The 21967-nt window shown below is 69.0% G+C and carries 22 protein-coding genes; 9 read left to right on the top strand and 13 right to left on the bottom strand.

Features of this window, described 5'->3' with window-relative positions; translation table 11 throughout:
* Positions 1 to 28: 28 nt before the first annotated feature.
* Positions 29 to 766 (bottom strand): 3-hydroxybutyrate dehydrogenase, encoded by a 738-nt coding sequence (locus ACYVAG_RS11835; protein ID WP_460769910.1) that lies wholly within the window; start codon positions 764 to 766, stop codon positions 29 to 31.
* 67 nt (positions 767 to 833) lie between these two features.
* Positions 834 to 2765 (bottom strand): alpha/beta hydrolase family protein, encoded by a 1932-nt coding sequence (locus tag ACYVAG_RS11830; RefSeq protein WP_460769909.1) that lies wholly within the window; start codon positions 2763 to 2765, stop codon positions 834 to 836.
* Between the two features lie 101 nt (positions 2766 to 2866).
* Here ACYVAG_RS11830 and ACYVAG_RS11825 point away from each other — a divergent pair, with 101 nt between their 5' ends.
* Positions 2867 to 3253 (top strand): HsmA family protein, encoded by a 387-nt coding sequence (locus ACYVAG_RS11825; protein ID WP_460769908.1) that lies wholly within the window; start codon positions 2867 to 2869, stop codon positions 3251 to 3253.
* Positions 3254 to 3269: 16 nt separating this feature from the next.
* On the opposite strand, the gene rraA is transcribed toward ACYVAG_RS11825, so the two are convergent.
* From rraA to ACYVAG_RS11810, 3 genes are read right to left on the bottom strand one after another with little or no spacing between them, the layout of a single operon-like run.
* Positions 3270 to 4361, bottom strand: coding sequence for a ribonuclease E activity regulator RraA (rraA, locus tag ACYVAG_RS11820; RefSeq protein ID WP_460769906.1), 1092 nt, complete (start codon positions 4359 to 4361; stop codon positions 3270 to 3272).
* A gap of 36 nt (positions 4362 to 4397) precedes the next feature.
* A complete protein-coding gene (locus tag ACYVAG_RS11815) occupies positions 4398 to 5477 on the bottom strand; it encodes an MFS transporter (RefSeq protein ID WP_460769905.1) in 1080 nt (359 codons plus the stop codon).
* Between the two features lie 39 nt (positions 5478 to 5516).
* Complete coding sequence (locus ACYVAG_RS11810; RefSeq protein WP_460769903.1) at positions 5517 to 7808, bottom strand: cytochrome P450; 2292 nt, start codon at positions 7806 to 7808, stop codon at positions 5517 to 5519.
* A gap of 101 nt (positions 7809 to 7909) precedes the next feature.
* Between ACYVAG_RS11810 and ACYVAG_RS11805 the strand changes: the two genes are divergently transcribed.
* Positions 7910 to 8572: an IclR family transcriptional regulator gene (locus ACYVAG_RS11805; protein ID WP_460769901.1), complete on the top strand. Its 663-nt coding sequence runs from the start codon at positions 7910 to 7912 to the stop codon at positions 8570 to 8572.
* 19 nt (positions 8573 to 8591) lie between these two features.
* Here ACYVAG_RS11805 and ACYVAG_RS11800 read toward each other — a convergent pair whose 3' ends face one another.
* On the bottom strand, positions 8592 to 9218 hold the full coding sequence (locus tag ACYVAG_RS11800) for a hypothetical protein (protein ID WP_460769899.1): 627 nt from the start codon (positions 9216 to 9218) through the stop codon (positions 8592 to 8594).
* A gap of 49 nt (positions 9219 to 9267) precedes the next feature.
* Here ACYVAG_RS11800 and ACYVAG_RS11795 point away from each other — a divergent pair, with 49 nt between their 5' ends.
* From ACYVAG_RS11795 to ACYVAG_RS11780, 4 genes are all read left to right on the top strand, one after another.
* On the top strand, positions 9268 to 10029 hold the full coding sequence (locus tag ACYVAG_RS11795; RefSeq protein WP_460769897.1) for an SURF1 family protein: 762 nt from the start codon (positions 9268 to 9270) through the stop codon (positions 10027 to 10029).
* Positions 10030 to 10081: 52 nt separating this feature from the next.
* Positions 10082 to 10438 (top strand): DUF3817 domain-containing protein, encoded by a 357-nt coding sequence (locus tag ACYVAG_RS11790; RefSeq protein ID WP_460769895.1) that lies wholly within the window; start codon positions 10082 to 10084, stop codon positions 10436 to 10438.
* 319 nt (positions 10439 to 10757) lie between these two features.
* Positions 10758 to 11600, top strand: a complete 843-nt coding sequence (locus tag ACYVAG_RS11785) for a ParA family protein (protein WP_460770040.1) — start codon at positions 10758 to 10760, stop codon at positions 11598 to 11600.
* Complete coding sequence (locus ACYVAG_RS11780) at positions 11597 to 12532, top strand: ParB/RepB/Spo0J family partition protein (RefSeq protein WP_460769894.1); 936 nt, start codon at positions 11597 to 11599, stop codon at positions 12530 to 12532. Before ACYVAG_RS11785 ends, ACYVAG_RS11780 begins: the two co-directional genes overlap by 4 nt.
* Positions 12533 to 13020: 488 nt before the next feature.
* Here the strand turns inward: ACYVAG_RS11780 and rsmG are convergent, their stop codons facing one another.
* From rsmG to rpmH, 6 genes are all read right to left on the bottom strand, one after another.
* On the bottom strand, positions 13021 to 13668 hold the full coding sequence (gene rsmG, locus ACYVAG_RS11775; RefSeq protein ID WP_460769893.1) for a 16S rRNA (guanine(527)-N(7))-methyltransferase RsmG: 648 nt from the start codon (positions 13666 to 13668) through the stop codon (positions 13021 to 13023).
* Position 13669: 1 nt separating this feature from the next.
* The gene (locus tag ACYVAG_RS11770; protein WP_460770038.1) at positions 13670 to 14116 is read right to left on the bottom strand and encodes a Jag family protein; all 447 of its coding nucleotides are present in this window, start codon (positions 14114 to 14116) and stop codon (positions 13670 to 13672) included.
* Positions 14117 to 14321: 205 nt separating this feature from the next.
* Positions 14322 to 15332, bottom strand: a complete 1011-nt coding sequence (gene yidC, locus ACYVAG_RS11765; protein ID WP_460769891.1) for a membrane protein insertase YidC — start codon at positions 15330 to 15332, stop codon at positions 14322 to 14324.
* Complete coding sequence (gene yidD / locus ACYVAG_RS11760) at positions 15332 to 15709, bottom strand: membrane protein insertion efficiency factor YidD (protein WP_460769890.1); 378 nt, start codon at positions 15707 to 15709, stop codon at positions 15332 to 15334. Before yidD ends, yidC begins: the two co-directional genes overlap by 1 nt.
* Positions 15706 to 16062 carry a ribonuclease P protein component gene (rnpA, locus tag ACYVAG_RS11755; RefSeq protein ID WP_460769888.1) on the bottom strand — a complete coding sequence of 119 codons (357 nt, stop codon included), beginning with the start codon at positions 16060 to 16062 and terminating at the stop codon, positions 15706 to 15708. Before rnpA ends, yidD begins: the two co-directional genes overlap by 4 nt.
* A gap of 15 nt (positions 16063 to 16077) precedes the next feature.
* Positions 16078 to 16215: a 50S ribosomal protein L34 gene (rpmH, locus tag ACYVAG_RS11750; RefSeq protein ID WP_460769887.1), complete on the bottom strand. Its 138-nt coding sequence runs from the start codon at positions 16213 to 16215 to the stop codon at positions 16078 to 16080.
* A gap of 243 nt (positions 16216 to 16458) precedes the next feature.
* On the opposite strand from rpmH, the gene dnaA reads away from it, so the two are divergent.
* Positions 16459 to 17988, top strand: a complete 1530-nt coding sequence (gene dnaA, locus ACYVAG_RS11745) for a chromosomal replication initiator protein DnaA (protein WP_460769885.1) — start codon at positions 16459 to 16461, stop codon at positions 17986 to 17988.
* A gap of 365 nt (positions 17989 to 18353) precedes the next feature.
* Here dnaA and ACYVAG_RS11740 read toward each other — a convergent pair whose 3' ends face one another.
* On the bottom strand, positions 18354 to 18944 hold the full coding sequence (locus ACYVAG_RS11740) for a TetR/AcrR family transcriptional regulator (RefSeq protein ID WP_460769883.1): 591 nt from the start codon (positions 18942 to 18944) through the stop codon (positions 18354 to 18356).
* A gap of 477 nt (positions 18945 to 19421) precedes the next feature.
* Here ACYVAG_RS11740 and dnaN point away from each other — a divergent pair, with 477 nt between their 5' ends.
* Together dnaN and ACYVAG_RS11730 are read left to right on the top strand one after the other, a co-directional pair.
* The gene (gene dnaN / locus ACYVAG_RS11735) at positions 19422 to 20582 is read left to right on the top strand and encodes a DNA polymerase III subunit beta (protein ID WP_460769882.1); all 1161 of its coding nucleotides are present in this window, start codon (positions 19422 to 19424) and stop codon (positions 20580 to 20582) included.
* Between the two features lie 33 nt (positions 20583 to 20615).
* Positions 20616 to 21959: a GH1 family beta-glucosidase gene (locus tag ACYVAG_RS11730; protein ID WP_460769880.1), complete on the top strand. Its 1344-nt coding sequence runs from the start codon at positions 20616 to 20618 to the stop codon at positions 21957 to 21959.
* Positions 21960 to 21967 lie beyond the last annotated feature (8 nt).

The raw sequence follows: 21967 nt of genomic DNA, 5'->3' as shown, positions 1-21967 counted from the left end.
TCGGCCGTTGTCCTGCTGTGGAGACGCCCTACTGGGCCGTCCAGCCGCCGTCCATCGCGTACGACGTGCCCGTGACCATGCCCGCCTCGTCGGTCACCAGGAACGCCACCAGCGCCGCGATCTCCCCGGGTTCGATCAGCCGCTTCACCGCCGCCTTCGTCAGCATGATCTTCTCGACGACCTCGTCCTCGCTGATGCCGTGGGTCTTCGCCTGGTCGGCGATCTGGCTCTCGACCAGGGGCGTGCGTACGTAGCCCGGGTTCACGCACACCGACGTGACGCCGTGGGGCGCCCCCTCCAGCGCGATGACCTTGGAGAGACCCTCGAGGCCGTGCTTCGCGGAGACGTACGCCGACTTGTACGCCGACGCCCGCAGGCCGTGGGCCGAGCTGATGTTGATGACGCGACCCCAGCCCCGCGCGTACATGTGGGGCAGGGCGGCGCGGGCCAACAGGAACGGCGCCTCGAGCATCAGGCGCTGGATCAGACGGAAGTCGTCGGGCGCGAACTCGTGGATGGGGGCCACGCGCTGCACGCCGGCGTTGTTGACCAGGACGTCGCAGTCGAGCGTGAGGTCGTCCAACGCGGCGGTGTCGGACAGGTCGACGACCCAGGGCTCTCCCCCGACCTCGTCGGCGACGCGCTGAGCGGCGTCGGCGTCGCGGTCGGCCACGACGACGTGGTGGCCGTCGGCGGCGCTGCGGACGGCGATGGCGCGGCCGATCCCGCTCGCACCCCCGGTGATGAGGATCTTGCGTGCGGTCATGGCGGCCTCTCTGCTGCTGTCCGGCGTTGCGGCCATGCTAGCGAGGGTCACCGATAGTGATCCATGATCACTTCTGGGGATCGGTCAGGTTCTCGATCTTCAGCGGCTCGATCTCGTCCGCGGGGGTGAACCCGAAGAGCTGGCCGAGGAACGACTGGGTGGCCTCCAGGCTCCGCTGGACGCTGTCGGCGCGACGGAAGCCGTGGGCCTCGCCCTCGAACATGATCAGTGCGACGGGGAGCCCCTTCGCACGAACGGCGTCCGCCATCTGTTCGGCCTGGGCGGGCGGCACGACCTTGTCCTCGGTGCCCTGCAGGATCAGCATCGGCGTGGCCAGGCGGTCGAGGTGGTGGATCGGTGAGCGATCCGCATAGTCCGGCACACCGTCGGGGCCGGCCACGAGCGGGTCGAGATAGCGCGACTCGAACTTGTGGGTGTCGCGGGCGAGGGCCTCGAGGTCGCCGATGCCGAAATAGGAGACGCCCGCGGCGAACGCGTCGGTCGACGTCAGCGCGCGCAGCGTCGTGTAGCCGCCGGCGGACCCGCCTTCGATCATGATCCGCTCCGGGTCGACGAGGCCTCGGTCGACCAGGTGTCGGGCTGCGGCCACGCAGTCGTCGACGTCGACGAACCCCCACTTTCCCTTGAGCCGTTCGCGATAGGCGCGGCCGAACCCCGACGAACCGCCGTAGTTCACGTCGACCACGCCATAGCCCCGCGAGGTCCAGTATTGGATCTCCAGGTTGAGCTCCGGCGGCGCGAAGCCGGTGGGACCGCCGTGGGAGAGCACACGTAGTGGCGGCAGTTCCCCTTCTGGGGCGGCGAATGCGGGGTTGCGGGGCGGATAGAACCAGGCGTACGCCTCCGGGTCGCCGAACCGGATCGGCTCGGCCGGCGACACGTACGCGGGGTCGATCGGTTCGGCGGAGCGGCGGACGAGGTTCCACTCGCCGGTCGCGAAATCGTACGCCTGCAGCGAATGCGGCTCATCGGGGAAGCCGAGGTGGAACAGCGCGCGGCCGTCGCCTGCCGCGATGCCACGGACGGTGTTGGCGGGGGTGTCGATCGGCGTGATCGTCGTGTCAGCAAGGATTCCCAGCCGTCCGATGCCGTCGTCGAACCACGTGCAGAGGATCCGGTCGTCGTCGAGGACCGCATAGCCACCGCCGCCGATCGTCCACGCCGGGCCCGTCACGTCGTGGGGAAGTGTGTGCAACGGCTCCGACGTGGATCCGTTCCACACAACGAAGTTCCAGAAGCCCGAACTGTCGGCGACATAGCAGAGGCGACCGTCCGGGAACCATTGCGGTCGTCCCGCGGAGACGTCGGGCTGGTCATGGACGGTGACCACGTCGACGATGGCCGGGACGCCGTCGGTGACCTCGAGGCGGCCCGCGCGTACGCGGGCGGTGTCCCACGGCATGTTCGGGTGGTCCCACTCGGTCCACGCGACGCGGCCGTCCGGGCCGAGCTTCGGGGCGTCGTAGAAGTCGGCGCCCTCCACCAGCACGGTCTCGCGGGCGACACTCGCGCCGGTGGGGTCCAGCGCCAGGGCGACCAGGGCGTTGGTCGGCTCGCCGTCGCCGGAGTGGTCCTCACCGACCGCGAGCACGAGCCCGAGGTGGGCCGCGACGGCGAACCCGGCGTACCGGCGGGGGGAGGGGTCGGTGATCGCGACCGGCGCCTCGCCGGCCCGAACGGTGTGGACGACGTTGGTGGGGAAGTGGGTGAACACCACGAGGCCGTCCGCGACCGCGTACGCCCCGCCGCCGTATTCGTGGACCGTCGACCGCACGTAGTGGTCGGGCGTGAGCTCGCGGGGCGCGCCCTCGGGGCCCTGGGTCCAGAGCGAGGCGCGGCCGCCGTCGGTGGCGCGGGATTCCAGCCAGTACAGGGAATCCCCGTCGACGCGTGGGACCGAGAGGCCCACCGACCCGGCGGTCAGCAGGGCGGCGTCGATGGGGGAGCGCCAGGCGCCGTGGGGTGCGGTGATGACCATGCGGCCACCCTAACCGCGGGCCGACCGAGCCGTCCGGGGGACGGTCCGATCCGTCCGTTCGGACCAGCCGGAGGGGGCGTACGCGGGGTCACTCTGGAGACATGCTTCTTCCCGCCGTCATCCTCATCACCGCAGCCCTCCTCGCCTACACGCTCGGCGTGTGGGCCGAACACCGCCAGGGCACCCTCAAGACGTGGCACGTCGTCGCGTTCGCCGTCGGACTCGCGTGCGACGCGTCCGGCACCTACCTCATGTCGCTCATCGCCGACCAGCAGGCCGGACAGGACCGTGGCGTCCTCACCCAGATCATGATGGTCACCGGCGCACTGGCGCTGATCCTGATGTTGGGCCACCTGATCTGGGCGCTGGTCGTCCTCGTCCGCAACCGCGAGTCGGAGCGCCGCCGCTTCCACAGGCTGTCGGTGGGCGTGTGGGCGTTCTGGCTGATCCCCTATTTCACGGGGATGGCCGGATCCATGATCAACTGAGCCCCCGCCACTGGGTTCAGGCGCCGGCGCGGACGACGATGCCGTCCGCGTCGGCGTACAGCATCTCCCCGGGGACGAAGTCCACGCCGCCGAACGACACGGTGATCTCCCGGTCACCAGCGCCGGTCTTCCCGGACTTCCGCGGGTTCGTGCCGAGGGCCTTCACGCCGAAGTCCATGTCCCCGATCGCCGCCGAGTCGCGGATCGCGCCGTTGATCACCGTGCCGGCCCAGCCGTTCTCCACCGCGGAGGCGGCGATGAGGTCGCCCATGAGCGCGGTGTGGAACGACCCTCCGCCGTCGATCACGAGCACGCGGCCGTGCCCCGGAGTGGCGCACGCCTCCTTGACCAGCGCGTTGTCCTCGAGGCAGCGGATGGTGGCGATCGGTCCGTGGAAGGCCGTACGCCCGCCCAGGTCACGGAACTGCACGTCACAGCTGCATACGCCGGGTCCGATCTCGTCGACGAGGTCAGCGGTGGCGGGGGAGGGGGTGCCTGACCGGTCGGGTGGCGGACTTGAGCCGCGTAGTCCCGGCTCAACTCCGCCATCCGGGCGGTCAGTTCGCTCGACCTGGTCCATCGCGGCCTCAAAACTCTCACTGTCTGCCGGTGCACCCAGGGCTGCGAGCGGATGGGCATGTGCCTCGCTCCTGGCCACCGCCTCGGCCTCCTGCGCCTCGCTGAGCGCGGTGTCCTCGACGCGGAGCTGGAGGCACGGGCCGAGGCCGGCGTGGGCGTAGAGCTGGATGGTGTGGGTGGCGTCCCGCCACAGGGCCGCCGGTGAGCCGGTCGGCCCCCAGCGCTCCACAGCATCACCGCACAGGACGTCGAAGGCCTGAGACAGTCGGCGGAAGCGTTCGATGAGCTCGATGGGGTCGTGACCGGCCCACAGGAACAACAAGACCCCGGAGAACTGACCGTTGTGGAAGTGCAGGCCGCCTGTGGTGCCGTGCCAGTTCTCCAGGGCCGCTGACTCGAAGCCTGTCCTGGGCGCACCCTCGAGGTGGTGCCAGCGCACCCACGCGTCGACCTCGTCGTCGGTCGTCGGCCACGGCCTCGCCAACATCTCCTGCACGGCCTCGGCCACGCTCTGCACGGTTGGTTCCACGTGAAACACCGTAGCCGAGGTGCCGGGGTTCGAGGCTCAGATGAGCGCCTCGGTGATGGCCTTCCCCGCGGCCCCCGCCCGCATGTTCACGTCGAGTTTGATCAGGATGTTGGCGACATGACGGTGGACCGTGTGGGGGCTGACGGTCAGTTCTGCAGCGATCTGCTGATTGGTGCGGCCGACTGCGACCAGGATCATGCCGCAGAACTGCGCGACCGACCCCAGGGTCACGACCTTCAGGACGTCCGGCATCGCGTACTTGTGCACCTTGGTCGCGAACGACAGCACGAACACCGTGTAGAAGTAGAAGGCGATGTTCTCGCCCAGGCGTACGCCGAGGCCGTGCAGCAGGGCACGCGGCTTCGCGAGCGTCTCGATGATCGACGAGCGCGGCGTGACGGCGGCCTTGTCTGCCGCCGCCTTCTGGGCCTCCTTGAACACCGGCGACTCCTCGATGCCGTGGCGGATCCAATAGCCGAACGCCAGCAGGGGGATGGCGAGCCAGAACGCCACGCGCCAGCCCGTCTCGAGGAAGGCCTGACCCGGGAAGATCATCTGGAGGACCGTGACGACGACAGTCGCCAACACCGTCCCCAGCGGGGCGCCCGCCTGCGGCCAGGAGGCCCAGAAGCCTCGCTTCTCCCGTTCCCCGTATTCGGAGACCAACAGCACCGCGGCGCCGAACTCGCCACCCAGGGCGAAGCCCTGCACGAGGCGGAGCGTCACGAGGAGCACCGTGGCCATGACGCCGGCCGAGGCGAGCGTGGGCAGGAAGCCGATGGCGGCGGTCGCGACGCCCAACAGCAGGAACGTCACGACCAACATGGGCTGGCGGCCGAACTTGTCGCCCAGGTGGCCGAAGACGATGCCGCCCAGAGGGCGCGCCACGAAGCCGAGGCCCATGGTGCCGAGGGCCTGCAGCGTGGCGACGATCGGGTCGGGGGACTTGAAGAACAGCGGGCCGAACACGGTGGCCGCCAGGACGGCGAAGAGGGCGAAGTCATACCACTCGAGCACCGCGCCGACCATGGAGCCGGCCATGACGCGGCCGAACCCCTTCGGGCGCGCGGGACGGTCGCCGTGGACGGCAGGCCCCACATTGATGGTGGAACTCATGGATCAGGTCCTTTCAGGGATTCAGAGGGAGAAACGCGGTCAGAGCCGCAGCGTCAGGGAGTCGCCGCACGCGCGAGAGCAGCAGGTCATCATCGAGCCATGGGAGGCGCGCTCGGAGGTCGAGAGCACCACGTCGCGGTGGTCGACCTCGCCCGCGAGGACGGGCACCTCGCAGGTGCCGCAGAGGCCCTCCTCGCAGTCCGACGGGACGTCGATGTTGGCCGCGCGGAGGGTGTCCAGCACGGTCCTGTCGTTCGGCACGGTGAGCGTGAGGCCGGAGTCGGCCAGCTCGAGGGTGAACGCGCGCTCCCGGCTGGGGTCCAGTTCCCCCAACGTCGAGGTGAAGTGCTCGACACGGAGTCGCTCGTCGGGGACGATGGTGGCGAGCGCGGCCAGCAGCCGCTCGGGACCGCAGGCATACACCTGGGTGGCAGGGTCGGCGGTCAGGGCGGCGAGGTCGGCGCGCAGGCCCTCGTCCTTCGCGTACGCGGTCACGCGGCTTCCATGATCACGTTCGAGTCGGTCGAGGAACGCCATGGTCGTCCGCCCCCGCCCGGCGTAGTGGACGTGGTAGTCGAGACCGAGGACCTTGGCGCGGTCGGCCATGGCGAGGATCGGGGTGATGCCGATCCCGCCGGCGACCAGCACCAGTGGCCCGGTGTGACCCTCGTCGAGGCGGAAGTGGTTGGCCGGGCCACGCAGGCGGAGGCGTCCCCCGCTGCGGGCGTTCTCGTGGACCCACCGGGAACCGCCACGGCCCCCGTCCTCCCGGAGCACCGCGATCTCGTAGGTGTCGGCGTCGGCCGGGCCGCACAACGAATACTGCCGGGAGATCCCCTTGCCGGCGGCGTCGGTGCCGCACTCGATGTCCACGTGGGCGCCGGGCGACCAGCGCGGCAGGGGTCGACCGGTGACGTCGCGCAGGCGCAGGCGTACGACGCCGTCGGCAACGGGGTCTGCGGCCTCGACCACCACATTGCGAGCGATGGTGTGGCGGGACGGCTCCCCGACCTTGATCACGGTCTTCTGCTCCAGCACCGAGGGGTCGCGCCGCTCCGGGTTCTGCGCAGGATCCCACTCGACCCACAGGTGCTCGGGCCCGCGGAAGCTGGTGTTCGGCACGAACGTGAACTCCTGTTCGGCCAGCCGCAGGTGGGGGAGCCGACGCGTGAGCTCCTCGACGAAGACCTGCATCTCCATGCGGGCGAGGTTCTTGCCGAGGCACTGGTGGGCGCCATAGCCGAACGTGAGGTGATCGGACGCCGTCTCGCGGCGCACGTCGACCTCGTCGGGGTTCTCGAAGTGGCGCTCGTCGTGGTTGGCGGACGCCTGGACGATCAACAGCTTGTCGCCGGCCGCCAGGCGTACACCGGCGAGCTCGGTGTCGTGCGTGACGAGGCGGCGCCACGCGGCGACGGAGCCGGCGTACCGCAGGCACTCCTCGACGGCGTTGGCGATCAGGCTGGGGTCGGCGCAGAGCTCGTCCCAGACGGGGCGGTTCTCGAGCAGCAGGCGGACCGCGTTGGCGGAGGCGTGGGCGGTCGTCTCGTGGGCCGCGACGATGCCAGCCATCATCATGGAGTGGAGGTAGGAGTCGGTGACGACCTCCTCGCCGGGCGCGGCCCCGGCGGCGCGCTCGTCGGCCTGGACGCGCAGGGAGAACTGCATCCAGCCCGGACCCTCGGGGCAGGCGCGCATGCGCTCGAGGACGCCGCCGGCGTACTGCCAGAACCGGCCGACCTGGTGGGCGACCGCGACCTGCTCGTCGGGCTTCGGGCGGCCCCACGTGTTGACGGTGTGGGCCACCGAGAACTCCTTGAGCGGCCCGTGGTCCTCCTCCGGGATGCCCATGAAGTGCAGGGCGACCGTGAGGGGGACCGCGTACAACATCTCGTCGACGAGGTCGGCGCGGCCCCGGTCGACGAGGCGATCGACCGCCTCCCGGGCGAGGCGACGCACCATCGCCTCGCGTCCGGCGATCTCGTCGGGCGTGAACGGCTCCATCAGCGCACGGCGGCGCGGCATGTGCTCGGGTTCGTCCTCGTTGACGAGCGTGCGATGCATCCCGTAGTCGTAGGACGCCAGCACCGCGTTCGCCTTGTCGGTGGTGGGGGTGATCTTCTCCAGCGCGATGGCCGGGGAGAAGGTCTCGTTGTCGCGGAAGACGGCCTTCACGTCGTCGTAGCGCGTGACGACCCAATAGCCCAGCGTGGGGGAGAAGAAGAGGGGCTCCCCGTCACGACTCCAGCGCAGCGACCCCGCCGGGTCGGTCTGGTAGGCCCCTTCGAACGGGTCGAAGGCTGCGGCCTGGTGAGAGACGGGGCACCCCACAGCATGTCCTCCATTGGCTATGCTTTGACGAATAGCGCACACATGCGTGCGGCCAGCGAACGCAGCGTAATGTGCGCTGGATCACAGACGCAAGGGGTCCCATGTCAACGTTGCAGACTCTTGATCGCGGCCTGTCCGCCCTGGAGGTGATCTCGCTCCACCCCGCCGGCCTCACGGTCGCCGCCATCGGCGATGCGCTGGACGTGCATCGAGCCATCGCGTACCGCGTCGTGGCGACCTTGACCGACCATGGCCTCGTCGTGCGGACGCCCGACGGGCGCGTACGCCTGGCGGCGGGCATCGCGACTCTCGCCGACCGGTACGCGGCCGCGCTGCGGCAGGCGGCGAGGCCAGTGCTGGCCGAACTCGCCCGGGACACCCTGGCGACGAGCTATCTCGCCGTGGCCGAGGGCGAGGAGTGCGTCGTCGTCGCCGTCGATGAGGCACCGGGCACCGTCCTGCAGGTCGGCTATCGGGTCGGCTCGCGCCATCCGTTGGCGCGCGGGGCGTCGGGGATCGCGATCCTGGCCAGACGCCCAGCGGCCGGGGACGACCGTGAGGACGTACGCCGGGCCCGCGCCGACGGGTTCGCCGTGACGCAGGGGCAGCTCCAGGCGGGCGCCATCGGCGTGGCCAGTGCCATCGGCGACGTGGCACAGGGCATCGAGGCCTGCGTCGGTGTGGTCGCCCTGGAGGACCTGGACGTGGAGCGCGCGACGGCGTCGGTGGTCAGGGCGGCTCGAGTTTTGGGCGAGTTGGGGTAGGCCGACCGGGCCAACTCGCTCAGCCCACGTCCGACGATCGGCTCGCGGGCTCAGGCGGGAGGGGGCGTACCCAGGCGGTGAGGCGATCGGCCGTCTTCGCGAGGTCGGGTTTCCAGCGCACCGTGCGCGAGAGGTCAAGGCGCAGACGCGGCCGGACTGGATGCTCTCGGCAGACCTCGAAGCCGGCCGACTCGAGGAATTCGGCGGAGGGGAGGGCGCAGGAGGCCCGGCCCCGGATCGCCTCGGTCTCCAGCGCGTGGAACGTCCGCGGCCCCTTCGCCACACAGGCGGCCGCCGCCTGGACCAACTGCCACCCGGTGCCGGCGCGAGCGTACTCGTCGAGGACGCGGAGGGTCATCACGATCGCCGAGTCCCGGTGGAAGGCCACTCCACTCTGCGGGCCCGTGCGCGGCACGTGGAGAGGCGTGCTGAGGAGGAGGAAGCCGATAATGCGGTCGCCGTGCCAACTCGCGACCCCTGCCTGGCCCCACTCGGCCTCACTGGCGCGCACCCAGGAGGCCACCGAGCCGTCGGGGTCGAAGCCCGTTGCGACTCCGTCCCCCAGGGGGCAGTCGCGGCACGTCGGAGGAAGGGCGGCCAGATGTTCCACGTGAAACGGGCGCAGCCGCGATCGGGTGCGGCTCATCGCTCGACGCTCTCGCTCGCCATGGTCCCCATCGTAGAATGGCCGCATAATGACTGACACCCCCACCGGACCCGGCCACCGCCGCCGGACGCAGGCGCTGATCTGGACCCTCGGCCTGGTCGTCGCCGGGGTCATGATTTTCCTTGGCCTCTGGCAGATGTCGGTCTTCCGCACCCAGGGACGTGATGCGCTGACTCAGCGCATGAATCTCCCACCCGTGCCCGTCGCGTCGGTGGCGGGCACGGGTGGCATCCCCCACGACGCATACGGTCGCCCCGTCTCCGCGTCCGGCACCTATCGTGGGCCCGACCTCCTGGTCCCCAGTGCCACTGATCCCCGCCGGTGTCGCGTCGTGAGCCCCCTGGTCCTCGGCGATGGGACGGTGCTCCCCGTCGTGCGCGGTGTGAGCCCCACGTGCAGCACTCCCGCGGCGTCCGGTCCGGCGACCGAGATCGGCGTGTTTCTCCCCAGCGAGGCAGAACCCGCCCGCGAGCTGCCGCCCGGTCAGCTTGGATCAGTACGCCTTCCTCGGCTCGCCCAGACCTGGGACGGTGCCATGTTGCCTGGGTTCGTCAGCCTCGACGCGGAGCATGCCCGGGCCCACGGCCTGGAACCGGCGGAGATCATCCTGCCCGATGGCGCGGGCAACGCCCGGAGCAGTGGGTATGCCCTCCAGTGGTGGATCTTCGCCGCGGCTGCGGTCGCCGCAACCGTCAAACTGTCCCGGGACGCCGCGACCGGGAGCGGGTTCATGGCACCCGGGGAGGTCCTCTCGGACCGGCGGCCTGTGGACACACCTGTGGAAGAATGAGTCCGGCCGCGTCCGCCCCGGCGCTGCGCCACGAATCGATACGAGGAGAACTGTGGACAAGCCCGGTATCACCAAGGCCCTGACCTTCTATCGGATCATGGCCTGGATCGTGGGTCTCCTGCTCGTCATCCTCATCTGCATCGGCATGCCGCTGAAGTATCTGGCCTCTGATCCCAACCTCAACGCCCTGGGCGCCGGCATCAACCTGTATCTCGGCATCGGCCATGGCTGGCTGTACATGCTGCTGCTGATCTCGGCGATCAACCTGGGTCGCCGGGTTCAGTGGCGATGGGTACGCCTGCTCCTCATCGCGCTCGCGGGCACGGTGCCGTTCCTGTCGTTCGTGGCCGAGCACTTCGCGACGAAGGACGTGCAGCAGAAGGTGGCAGCCCTGCCCGACAAAGCCTGACACTCATGCGTCGTTTCACGTGAAACGGCTGACAGGCCGGCCACTCGCTGACCATGATCGATCTTGCCGGGCGTGTCGGCATCATCCCTAGTAGTGTTGCCTCTCGCATCGACGAAAGGCAGTGATGAGCACTTCCCCCTTGGACGGTCTCGGCTGGCCGGGCACCGGACGCCCGGCGGAAGACCTCGGATGGCCGACCGTTTCACGTGAAACGTCGACGCCCACCAGCGAGAGCGAGCCCATGGACTCCAGCCCCTCAACGCCCATGCCCCCGCCGGGCGAGCCGACCCCAGCCCCTGAGGCAGATCGGTTGACCCAGATGGAGCCGGTCGAGCCCGAGCGCCCACCCCTCGTCGAGCCCTTCCCTGCCCCCGCCGGCACGCGTACCTTCGTGATCGCGAACCAGAAGGGTGGCGTGGGTAAGACCACCACCGCCGTGAATCTGGCGGCGGCTCTCGCCCTGGGTGGCCTCAACGTCCTGCTCGTTGACCTTGATCCCCAGGGGAATGCCTCCACCGCGCTGGGCGTCGACCACGAGACCGGAACCTCGGGGACCTATGAGGTCCTCATCGACGGCGACGACATCGCCGACCACGTGCAGCCGTCGCCCGAGGCGGACCGGCTCCGGGTCCTTCCCGCGACCATTGACCTCGCGGCTGCCGAGATCGAGCTCGTCTCCACCGTGGCCCGGGAGAGTCGCCTGGCGAAGGCGCTGAAGCGCTACGTCGCCGCCAACCCCACCGACTACGTCATCCTGGACTGCCCACCGTCGCTCGGCCTGCTCACGTTGAACGGTCTCGTCGCAGCTCGCGAGATCCTGATCCCCATCCAGTGCGAGTACTACGCACTCGAAGGCGTCTCGCAGCTCATGAAGACGATCAACCTCGTCAAGGGTGAGCTGAACGATGACCTGACCCTCTCCACGGTGCTGCTGACCATGTTCGACGCGCGGACGCGGCTCGCTGCCCAGGTGGCCGACGAGGTCCGCACCCACTTCGCTGCGGAGACCCTGCCGACGGTCATCCCCAGATCCGTCCGAATCTCCGAAGCCCCGTCGTACGGCCAGACCGTCCTCTCCTACCATCCCGAGTCCACCGGTGCGGTCTGCTACATCCGCGCAGCCCGCGAGATCGCCCACCGCGGCGCGAAGGAGCACCCATGAGCACCCCCCAGAAGAAGACCGGCGGCCTCGGCCGCGGGCTCGGCCAGCTCATCCAGAACACCGACACCGCGCGGCCCCATCGCCCGGTGGACGGCGTGATCGACTCCCAGAAGTCGAACCGACGGGTGCCCGAGGGCTCCTACTACGCCGACATCCCCATCGCGTCGGTGACCCCCAACCCCAAGCAGCCCCGCACCGAGTTCGACGAGGACCTGCTCCAGGAGCTCGTCGACTCGATCACCGAGGTCGGCCTGCTGCAGCCGATCGTCGTACGCCCGCTCTCGGGCGACCGGTTCGAGCTGGTCATGGGCGAACGCCGATGGCGCGCCTCCCAGATCGCGGGCAAGGAGACGGTGCCAGCGATCGTGCGCCGCACCGAGGAGCACGACCTCCTGCGTGACGCCCTGCTCGAGAACATTCACCGGGCCCAGTTGAACCCTCTGGAAGAGGCCAACGCCTACCAGCAGCTGCTCGAGGACTTCGGCTGCACGCAGGAAGAGTTGTCGGCCCGCATCAAGCGCTCGCGCCCGCAGATCTCCAACACCATTCGCCTGCTGAAGCTGCCGGCGTCGGTGCAGCGACGCGTGGCGGCCGGCGTACTCTCCGCGGGCCACGCCCGCGCGCTCCTGGGTCTGGACAACCAACTGGCCCAGGAGCGGCTGGCCCAGCGCATCGTCGCCGAGGGTCTGTCCGTGCGCGCCACCGAGGAGCTCGTCACCCTGGGCGAGACCGGACGCGAGGCAGCGGCCCCCCGCGGTCCGAAGGAGCGCCCCGCGCGTGCCGTGGAGTTGACCGATCGCCTGTCGGACCACTTCGAGACCCGCGCCCGCGTCGACATGGGCAAGAACAAGGGCAAGATCGTCATCGAGTTCGCGTCGGAGGACGACCTCGATCGCATCCTGGAGATCATGAAGGTGAGCGAGGAAGGCTGAGTCGATCGGCTCTTATGCCTTCTGATTCCCCTATCCTTAGATTCGACTAGAAAGCGCCATCGCTTCGACACGGCGGTCGTTACGCCTACCACCAGTCCCGCATCAGCGAGCGCCTCGCGTCACCGATCTTCCCGATTGCTCCTGAACCACCAGACCTCGACTCGACCGTCGCAGCAGGACGTGCTCACCGCCTCCGGCGACCCGGAGAAGACGGGGTCGGACGATGGTCGGACTGGATACGTTTCCGCTACGGCGCGGGGTACGCCTGGTTCGGGTTCTCGGCTGACACCGTCAGCATGATCACGGCCATGCTCACCGCGCCGTGATGGTGGGTGATTGGCTTCGACTCGCTGGCGCTCGCTCACCCATCGTGGATCGAGCGCTCCCTCAGCCAACGCGGGTCGAGCGCTCGCTCAGCCAACGCGGGTCGAGCGCTACTCAGTCAAGGTCGGTCGAGTGCTCCCTCAGCCAACGTCCTTCAGGGGTCCCTACGCAGACCCCTTCTTGATCCGCACCGCCGTCGTCGCCTCCACCCGCGGGTCCGCGCGTACGCTCAGCACCTCCGCCACCAGGCCGTGCTTGCTGAGAAACTTGTCCACAGCCTTGAGCTCGTCGTGGACAGATGACCCCTTCAGCACCACCAGCTCGCCCCCGCGTGCCACCAGGGGCCAACTCCACGGCAGGAGCTTGGCCAGCGGGCCCACTGCGCGCGAGGTGACCACATCGAAGTCACCCTCGACGTCTTCGGCCCGCGCACGTTCCACAGCCACGTGGTCGGTTATCCCCAAGTTGTCCACAACCTCGTTCAGGAAGTTGTAACGACGCAGCAGCGGCTCCAGCAGCGTCACGCCGAGGTCCGGTCGCGCGATCGCCAGCGGTACGCCGGGCAGTCCCGCACCCGAGCCCACGTCGCAGATCGCGGCGTCGCGCGGCATGAGGTCAGCGAGCGCGACGGAGTTCAGGATGTGGCGTTCCCAGATGCGGTCGGCCTCGCGGGGACCCAGGAGCCCCCACTCGATGCCCTGGCCCGCGAGCTGGTCGTGATAGCGCTCGGCCAGGTCGAACCGGTCGCCGAACACCTGCCGGGCCGCCTCCAGCACGGCAGGGGAGTCGACGGGATCGCGCTCGTCGCTCACGTCAGCTCGGGAGGACGACCACGCGGCGCTGGGGCTCCTCGCCATCCGACTCGCTGACGAGTCCGGCGGCGGCCACCGCGTCGTGCACGATCTTGCGCTCGAACGGGTTCATGGGGGTGAGGCGCACGGGCTCGCCCGACGACTTGACCTCCTCGACGGCGTCGTTGGCCAGGTCAGTCAGCTCGGTGCGTCGCTTGTCGCGGTGGCCGGCGACGTCCAGCATCAGGCGCGACCGGCGGCCGGTCTCGGTCATGACGGCCAGGCGGGCCAGCTCCTGCAGGGCCTCGAGGACCTCGCCGTTCTTGCCGACAAGCGTGTTGCCCTCGGTCACGATCGAGACGTGGGCTCGGCCGCCCTCGGTGAACGTGTCGATGTCGCCGTCGAGGTCGGCGATGTCGAGCAGCTCCTCGAGATAGTCGGCGGCGATGTCACCCTCCTCGTCGAGGATGGCGACCTTGGACGACTTGCCGCCCTCGCCCTTCTCGGCCTGGTCCTGCTCACCGACCTCGGTGCCCTCGGACGCCTCGGTCTCCAAGCCGGCCTCGGTGCTTTCGGTCTCCTCGACCACGGTGTCGTTCTCGCTCACGTTCGCTCCTTCATCGGAACCACCCCGAGGGGTGGGCGGCCTCTGGTGGCCTCAGGGTGGGATCAGGTCACTTCTTGCGGGTCGAGCGCGTCTGGCGACGCGGCTGCTGGCGCTGGATCCGGGGCTCGGCGGCCAGCTCCTCGTTGGTGGGTTCGGCGGTGTCCTCGACCTTGACGGCCGTCGAGCCCGCCCGACGCGGGTTCGACCCCGGACGGACGTCCTTCGGGTCGTGGCCCTTGCGACGCATGCGCTCCTCCCAGGCCTCGTACGCAGGCGTACCGGGGGTCGGGGAGTTGCGGATGACGAAGAACTGCTGGCCCATCGACCAGAGGTTCGTCGCGGTCCAATAGATCAGCACGCCGATGGGGAACGAGATCGAGCCCACGCCGAAGATCACGGGGAAGAGGTAGAGCATCATCTTCTGCTGCTGGGCCATCGGGCCGGTCATGGCCTCCGGCGGCATGTTCTTGCTCATCAGCTGGAGCTGGGAATAGAACTGGGTGGCGACCATCGCCAACATCAGCACGAGCGCGACGACCTGGACCACGCCGAAGCCGTTGTTCATCGGCATGAACGTGTCGGCCAGGCGGGCGCCGAAGATCTTGGCGCCGCTCAGCGATGCGGCGAGCTCGGGGCGCTGTTCCAGGAACATGCCGACGGCGTTGCCGCGGGCCGCACCGTTGAGCACGTTGAACAGGGCGAAGAAGATCGGCATCTGCAGCAGGATCGGGAAGCAGGACGCCATCGGGTTCACACCCTCGTCCTTGTAGAGCTTCATCGTCTCCTGACCGAGCTTCTCCCGGTCGTGGGCGTACTTCTTCTGCAGCTCCCGCACCTTGGGCTGCAGCACCTGCATGTTGCGCGACGAACGGATCTGTTTCACGAACAGCGGGATCAGCGCGGTGCGGATGAAGACCGTCAGCAGGATCAGCGAGAGCACCCAGGTCAGGCCCGAGTCTTTGCCGAACAGCGGCGAGAAGATCGCGTGAGAGAGGACCAGGAGGCCCGAGACCGCCCAGTGCAGCGGCCACAGGAGCGTGTCCCAGAAGCCGGCGAGCGGGATCAGGAGGGATTCCATCAGTTCACACCTTCGTCGTGCGGTTCATGGTTCTTCGCCGGCTTCGGCTCCGGGTCAGACGAGTTCTCGGTTCCAGTGTTGCGCGCCCACGGTGACGGGCCCGCCTCGGCCGCGCGGTTCGCCTCGTGCTCGGCCTGTTCGCGGGCCCATTCCTGGGCCGCCGGGGTGCCCGGCACCGGGTCGTAGCCCCCGGCAGACCACGGGTTGCAGCGGGCGATCCGGCGTACGGTCAGCGCGCCCCCCCGCCAGGCCCCGTGGACCTGCACGGCCTCCAGTCCGTAGGCCGAACAACTCGGCCAGTACCGGCACACGTTGCCGTACAGCGGGCTGATCAGCAGCCGCCAGAACTTGATGAAGCCGGTCAGGAGCCAGGTCATGCGTACGCCTTGGCGCTCGCCCGCGCCCACGCCCCGCCGAGGTCGTCGGTCAGGTCTGCGGCCTCGGCCGAGGCCGGCAGCGCGCGGACCACCACGTGGAGCGGCTGCGCCGTGGCCTGGGCCAGCGGAAGCGCGAGGTGCCGCAGGCGCCGCTTCACGCGCGAACGGACGACGGCATTGCCGACGCCCTTCGACACGACGAAGCCCACGCGGACGGGCGGGGTGCCGTCGACCTCGGATACGTCAACGCGCCGGGCGTGCACCACGAGAGTGGGCCGACCGGCGCGTACGCCTTGGCGGACAGTGCGCTGGAAGTCCAGCGACGACCGCATCCGAAGCCTTGACGGCAGCACGTCGCTGAGGCGCGATCAGCCCGCCAGCTTCTCGCGGCCCTTGCGGCGGCGCGAGGCGAGGATGGCGCGACCGGCACGCGTACGCATGCGGAGGCGGAAACCATGGGTACGGCTGCGACGCCGGTTGGACGGCTGGAAAGTGCGCTTGCTCACGGGAGGTCTCCCAAGTCGATTCGTGTGGGCACGGAGAAAACGCCGGACACCCCGGCGACCAGACAACGGTACGCGGAGTGACCCCCACCGTCAAACCGGAGTGATTGGCCGGGTGACGTCCAGCCGACACGCCGATGAAGCCAGCGTACGCCTTGCACGCCCCCGGCGGCTGGACTAGCGTCGTGCTTCAGCCCCCATTCCACAGCCTGTGGATAACTTTGTGGGAAACCAGTAGTCTGCGGGATGCGCCGAGCGCGCCCCCGACCAGCGAGACCCTGTGGAGAGACGTTGACCGAACCGATCGATCCCGGCGTGGAAGGCCTGCGGCGCTCACACCCGTATGACCAGTTCGCCGAACCGATCGATCCGTCGGACCGCCTTCACCAGGCCTGGGAGACCATCGTCGCCGACGCCCCGTCGGAACACCGCGTCTGGCTCAAGCGCACCAAGCCGCTCGCCGTCCACGGCTCGAGCGTCATGGTGGCGGTCCCGGACGTCTTCACGCGCAACCGGCTCGAGTCGACGCTGCGCGGCAGCATCGAGCTCGCCCTCTCCGACCTGTTCAAACGCGAGAGCAGCCTCGCCATCACCATCGACGCGTCGCTGTTCGAGACCGCCGAGGTGCTCGACGAGCCCGCCGCACCGGCACCGGAGCGTGCTCCCGACCCGCGGGTCGACCACAGCGAGTCCGTGGGCCGGCTGAGCGGGTCGCAGGGCGGGCGTACGCACGAGATCGACTCGCGCCTCAACCCGAAATATTCGTTCGAGAACTTCGTCATCGGCTCGTCGAACCGGTTCGCCCACGCGGCGGCGGTCGCGGTCGCGGAGGCTCCCGGCAAGGCGTACAACCCGCTGATGATCTATGGCGAGTCCGGACTCGGCAAGACCCACCTGCTGCACGCGCTGGGCCACTACGTGCGCAACTACTACGACCGCGTACGCGTCCGCTATGTCTCGACCGAAGAGCTGACCAACGACTTCATCAACGCGATCTCGGAGAACCGCACCGCGGAGTTCCGCCGGCGCTATCGCGACGTCGACGTCCTGCTGATCGACGACATCCAGTTCCTGGAGTCGAAGATCCAGACGCAGGAGGAGTTCTTCCACACGTTCAACACGCTGCACAACGCGCAGAAGCAGATCGTGATGACCTCCGACCGGCCGCCGAAGCTGCTCGAGGCGCTCGAGCCGCGGCTGCGGTCGCGCTTCGAGTGGGGCCTGATCACCGACGTGCAGGCGCCCGACCTCGAGACGCGTATCGCGATTCTCAAGAAGAAGGCGACCCAGGAGCGGCTCACGGTCTCGCTGGAGGTGCTGGAGTTCATCGCGTCCCGCATCCAGACGAACATCCGCGAGCTCGAGGGTGCGCTGATCCGGGTCACGGCGTTTGCGAGCCTGAACCGCCAGGAGGTCGACATGGACCTCACCTCCCAGGTGCTGCGCGACCTCATCCCCGAGGGCGGCGAAACGGAGATCACGGCGGCGATGATCATGCAGGCCACGGCCGAATATTTCGGCATCTCCGTCGACGACCTCTGCGGCTCGTCCCGCACGCACGTGCTGGCGACGGCGCGCCAGATCGCGATGTATCTCTGCCGCGAGCTCACCGACATGTCCCTGCCGAAGATCGGCCAGCAGTTCGGCGGGCGCGACCACACGACGGTGATGCACGCGCAGCGGAAGATCAGGCAGCTGATGACGGAACGCCGCAACATCTTCAACCAGGTGACGGAACTGACGAACCGGATCAAACAGCAGCAGAACAAGTTTTAAGGCTGGGGCGGGTCATGGAGGATCTGCGCAGATCGGTCGTTTCGGGGCCTCGGGTGGGGGTCTGAGGGCTGATCTGTGCGAATCGTCCAGAGGGGTGCGGGCTCAGTGGCTTCGACTCGCTGGCGCTCGCTCAGCCAGCGTGGCGGAGCTCCTCGACTCGCTGGCGCTCGCTCGGAGAACGTCCGGGCCAGCCACCCACCGCCGGCGAGCGTCGGTGCGGCGCGCCCCCTGTCTGGACGACCACCAAGGCGACGGCCCCACGCGTCGACCCACACGACCCAAGAACCCAAGTTGCCGCGAGGGGCCGTCGACGACTGGGCCGAAGACAGGGGTAAAGCGCCGCGCGCGAGCCGGCCTAAAACATGTCAGACCGGCGTCTTCAGGTACGTGTTGAAGTAGTTGCGCAAGTGCGTACGCATGTCGATCTTGTCCGGCGCGTACAGCCACTGCACCTGGAGCCCGTCCATCAGCGCCGTGAAACTCGGCCCGAGCAGGCTGTGGTCGACGCCGTCCTTGAGATGGCCGCCCTCCGCCAGGTCGTCGAAGATCTTCTGGTTGATTCCGACGATGCGCTCGTAGCGCGCCGTGAAGTAGTCGTGCGCCGGGTGGTTGGGGTCGGTCGACTCGGCCGACAGCGTCGCGAACAGCTCGATCATGCCGGGGATCGTCGCGTTGTGAGCGGCGAGCTCCAGGACCTTGCGTACGTGTTCCACGGGGCCCGGCTGCTCGAGCAACTGGAACACGTCGTCGTTGGTCTCGTCGCGGCGCTCGAGCACGGCGCTGAGGAGTTCCTGCTTGGAGTGGAAGTGATACAGGAGCCCGGGGTGGGTGATCCCCACGCGCTGGGCGATGTCACGCAGCGACGTGCCGCGATAGCCGACCTCACCGAAGAGCTCGACCGCAGCCGCGAGGATCTGCTCGCGTCGACGCCCGCCCTTGGTCGCTGGTTCGTTCATTACGCCTGCTTTCCACGCGTCAGTTTCCGATCATCCTTACCGTAGCCGACCGGGGGCGCCCACGTTCACCAGTTGGTCAGTCTCGCCTGAGAGTGTCCACATCTTGGGGATGGTCTGTGGACAACCGGGGGTCGTCACGCACAATTCAAGCCCCGACCTGTGGGGCGGACCAGGTGTCAGTTCGGTTCATCCTCAAATCCTCCCCGTGTCATTTCGACTTGTGCACAGAGTGACCGATGGTTCGAGGTGAGGCTGACTACGGCGTACGCGGGTTGTCCACACAATTCACAAGCGCTATGACGAGTACTGAATGACAATTGGTGAAGAAGGATCAAACCCGATCCCCCACCGATCTGTGGATTCGTGTGATTCACCGACACGCGGTTGGACTCGCCCACCGCCATGGATATGATCGACGCCCCGGCGCGCCTCCTTGACGTGCCGCGACACGAACGTGCCTGACTAAGGAGCACCCCCGTGAAGATTCGCCTCGAGCGCGACGTCCTGGCCGAAGCCGTCCAGTGGGCTGCGCGAAGCCTGCCGACCCGGCCGAGCGTCCCGATCCTGGCCGGTCTTCTCGTGCGGGCGAACAACGACGGCGTCGTGCTGTCGAGCTTCGACTATGAGACGTCGGCCCAGATCAACGTCCGGGCGTCGGTCGCCGACGAGGGCGAGGCGCTCGTGTCGGGCCGTCTGCTCGCCGACATCTGCCGCTCCCTGCCGAACAAGCCGGTCGAGATCACCACCGACGACTCGAAGATGGACCTCGTGTGTGGCTCGGCCCGCTTCACGCTGCAGTCGCTGCCGGTGGTGGAATATCCGGCGCTGCCCACCATGCCTGAGTCGGCCGGCACGGTCGCGTCCGACGACTTCGCCCAGGCCGTGTCCCAGGTCGTCGTCGCCGCGGGCCGCGACGAGCTGCTGCCCGTGTTCACCGGCGTCCGGGTCGAGGTCGAGGGCGACACGCTGTCGCTGCTCGCCACCGACCGCTACCGCATGGCGCTCAAGGAGATCACCTGGAACCCGGCGAGCCCTCAGGCCTCGGCCGCCGCGCTCGTCCCCGCCAAGGTGCTCGCCGAGACCGCCAAGTCGATGACCGCCGGTGAGTCGCTGTCGATGTCGCTCGCGGCCGGCAACGCGGGCGACGGCCTCATCGGTTTCGAGGGCACCGGCCCCGGCGGCGTACGCGAGACCACCACCCGCCTCATCGACGCCGACTTCCCCAAGCTGCGCCACCTGATGGCGATCCAGCCCAACGTGACCGTGCGCGTCGACACCGGCGAGCTGATCGCGGCCGCCAAGCGCGTGGCCCTGGTGGCCGAGCGCAACACCTCGCTGCGCATGACGATCGAGGAGGACTCGATCCTCCTCGACGCCGGCACCGGCGACCAGGCCCACGCCGTCGAGCAGATCTCGGCCCAGGTCGAGAACCACGCCGGCGGTGAGCTGGCGATCAAGGCGGCGGGGTTCAACCCGGCGTACCTGCTGGACGCGCTGTCGGTGCTCGGCGCCCCCTTCGCGAACTTCGCGTTCACCGCGCCGTCGAAGCCGTGTCTCATCACGGGTCTGCCCGATCTGGACGGCGAGCCGCTGACCGACTACAAGCACGTGATCATGCTGATGCGGGTGCCGGGCTGACGCTGCCGGACCGGCTCAGGGATCATGGGTCCCATGACTCTCCGCGAGCGCTTCGGTGACGACTTCTGCTGGGGCTCGGCCACGGCCAGCTATCAGGTCGAGGGGGCCGTCGACGTCGGCGGCCGCGGCACCAGCATCTGGGACACCTTCGCCCGTACGCCGGGTCGCGTCGCGAACGGCGACACCGGCGATGTCGCGTGCGACCACTACCACCGGTACGCCGACGACATCCGCCTGATGGCCGAGGCGAACCTGGACGCGTACCGCTTCTCGTTCGCCTGGCCCCGCATCCAGCCCGGCGGCCGCGGCCCGGCCAACGCCGAGGGCCTCGCGTTCTATGACCGCCTCGTGGACAGCCTGCTCGAGAACCACATCCAGCCCTGGGGCACGCTGTTCCACTGGGACCTCCCGCAGGAGCTGCAGGACGCCGGCGGCTGGCTGGAGCGCGAGACGGCCGAGCGGTTCGCCGAGTACGCCGGTCTCGTCGCCGAGCGCTTCGCCGACCGCCTCGTGGGGTGGATGACCCTGAACGAGCCGTACATCCACATGCTCGTCGGTCACGCGACCGGCCACCACGCACCCGGGCTGGAGCTCGGCCTCGGCGCCTTCCCCGTGGCCCACCACCAGCTGCTCGCCCACGGGCTCGGCGTTCAGGCGCTGCGCGCCGCCGGGGCCCGAAACATCGGCATCACCAACAGCTACGCGCCCGCGTGGCCGCGTACGCAGTCCCAGGAGGACACGTTCGCGGCCGTCGCGATGGACGCGATCCACAACCGTATGTTCACCGAGCCGCTGCTGCGGGGCGCGTACCCCGAGCTGGCGCTCGACGTGTTCCGCCGCCTCGCGCCCGATTCGCTCGCCAGCATCCGGCCCGGCGACCTCGACACGATCCGCCAGCCGATCGATTTCCTGGGCGTGAACTACTACGCGCCCGACCACGTGCACGCCGACGGCGACGCGATGTTGAAGATGAGCACCTCGCCGGTGCCCGGCCGCGAGACGACCGCCATGGGCTGGTCGGTGGTGCCGGAGGCGCTGACCCAGATGTTGGTCGAGCTCGCCCGCACCAACACCCAGTGTCCGCCGCTGATCGTGACGGAGAACGGGTGCGCCGTCGACGACCAGGTGGTCGACGGCCGGGTCAACGACGAGTTCCGCGTACGCTTCCTGGCCGACCACATCGACGCCGTCGCGAAGGCGCGCGAGCAGGGCGCCGACGTGCGCGGCTATTTCGCCTGGAGCCTGCTGGACAACTTCGAGTGGGCCGAGGGGTACGCGAAGCGCTTCGGTCTGGTCCACATCGACTTCGAGACGCTCGAGCGGACGCCCAAGGACTCGTACCGGTGGCTGGCGGGGGAGCTCGCGCGGCAGGGCTGATCCCAGAA

The organism is Mariniluteicoccus flavus (assembly GCF_054776655.1).
This window is presented reverse-complemented; position numbering and strand designations above follow the sequence as displayed.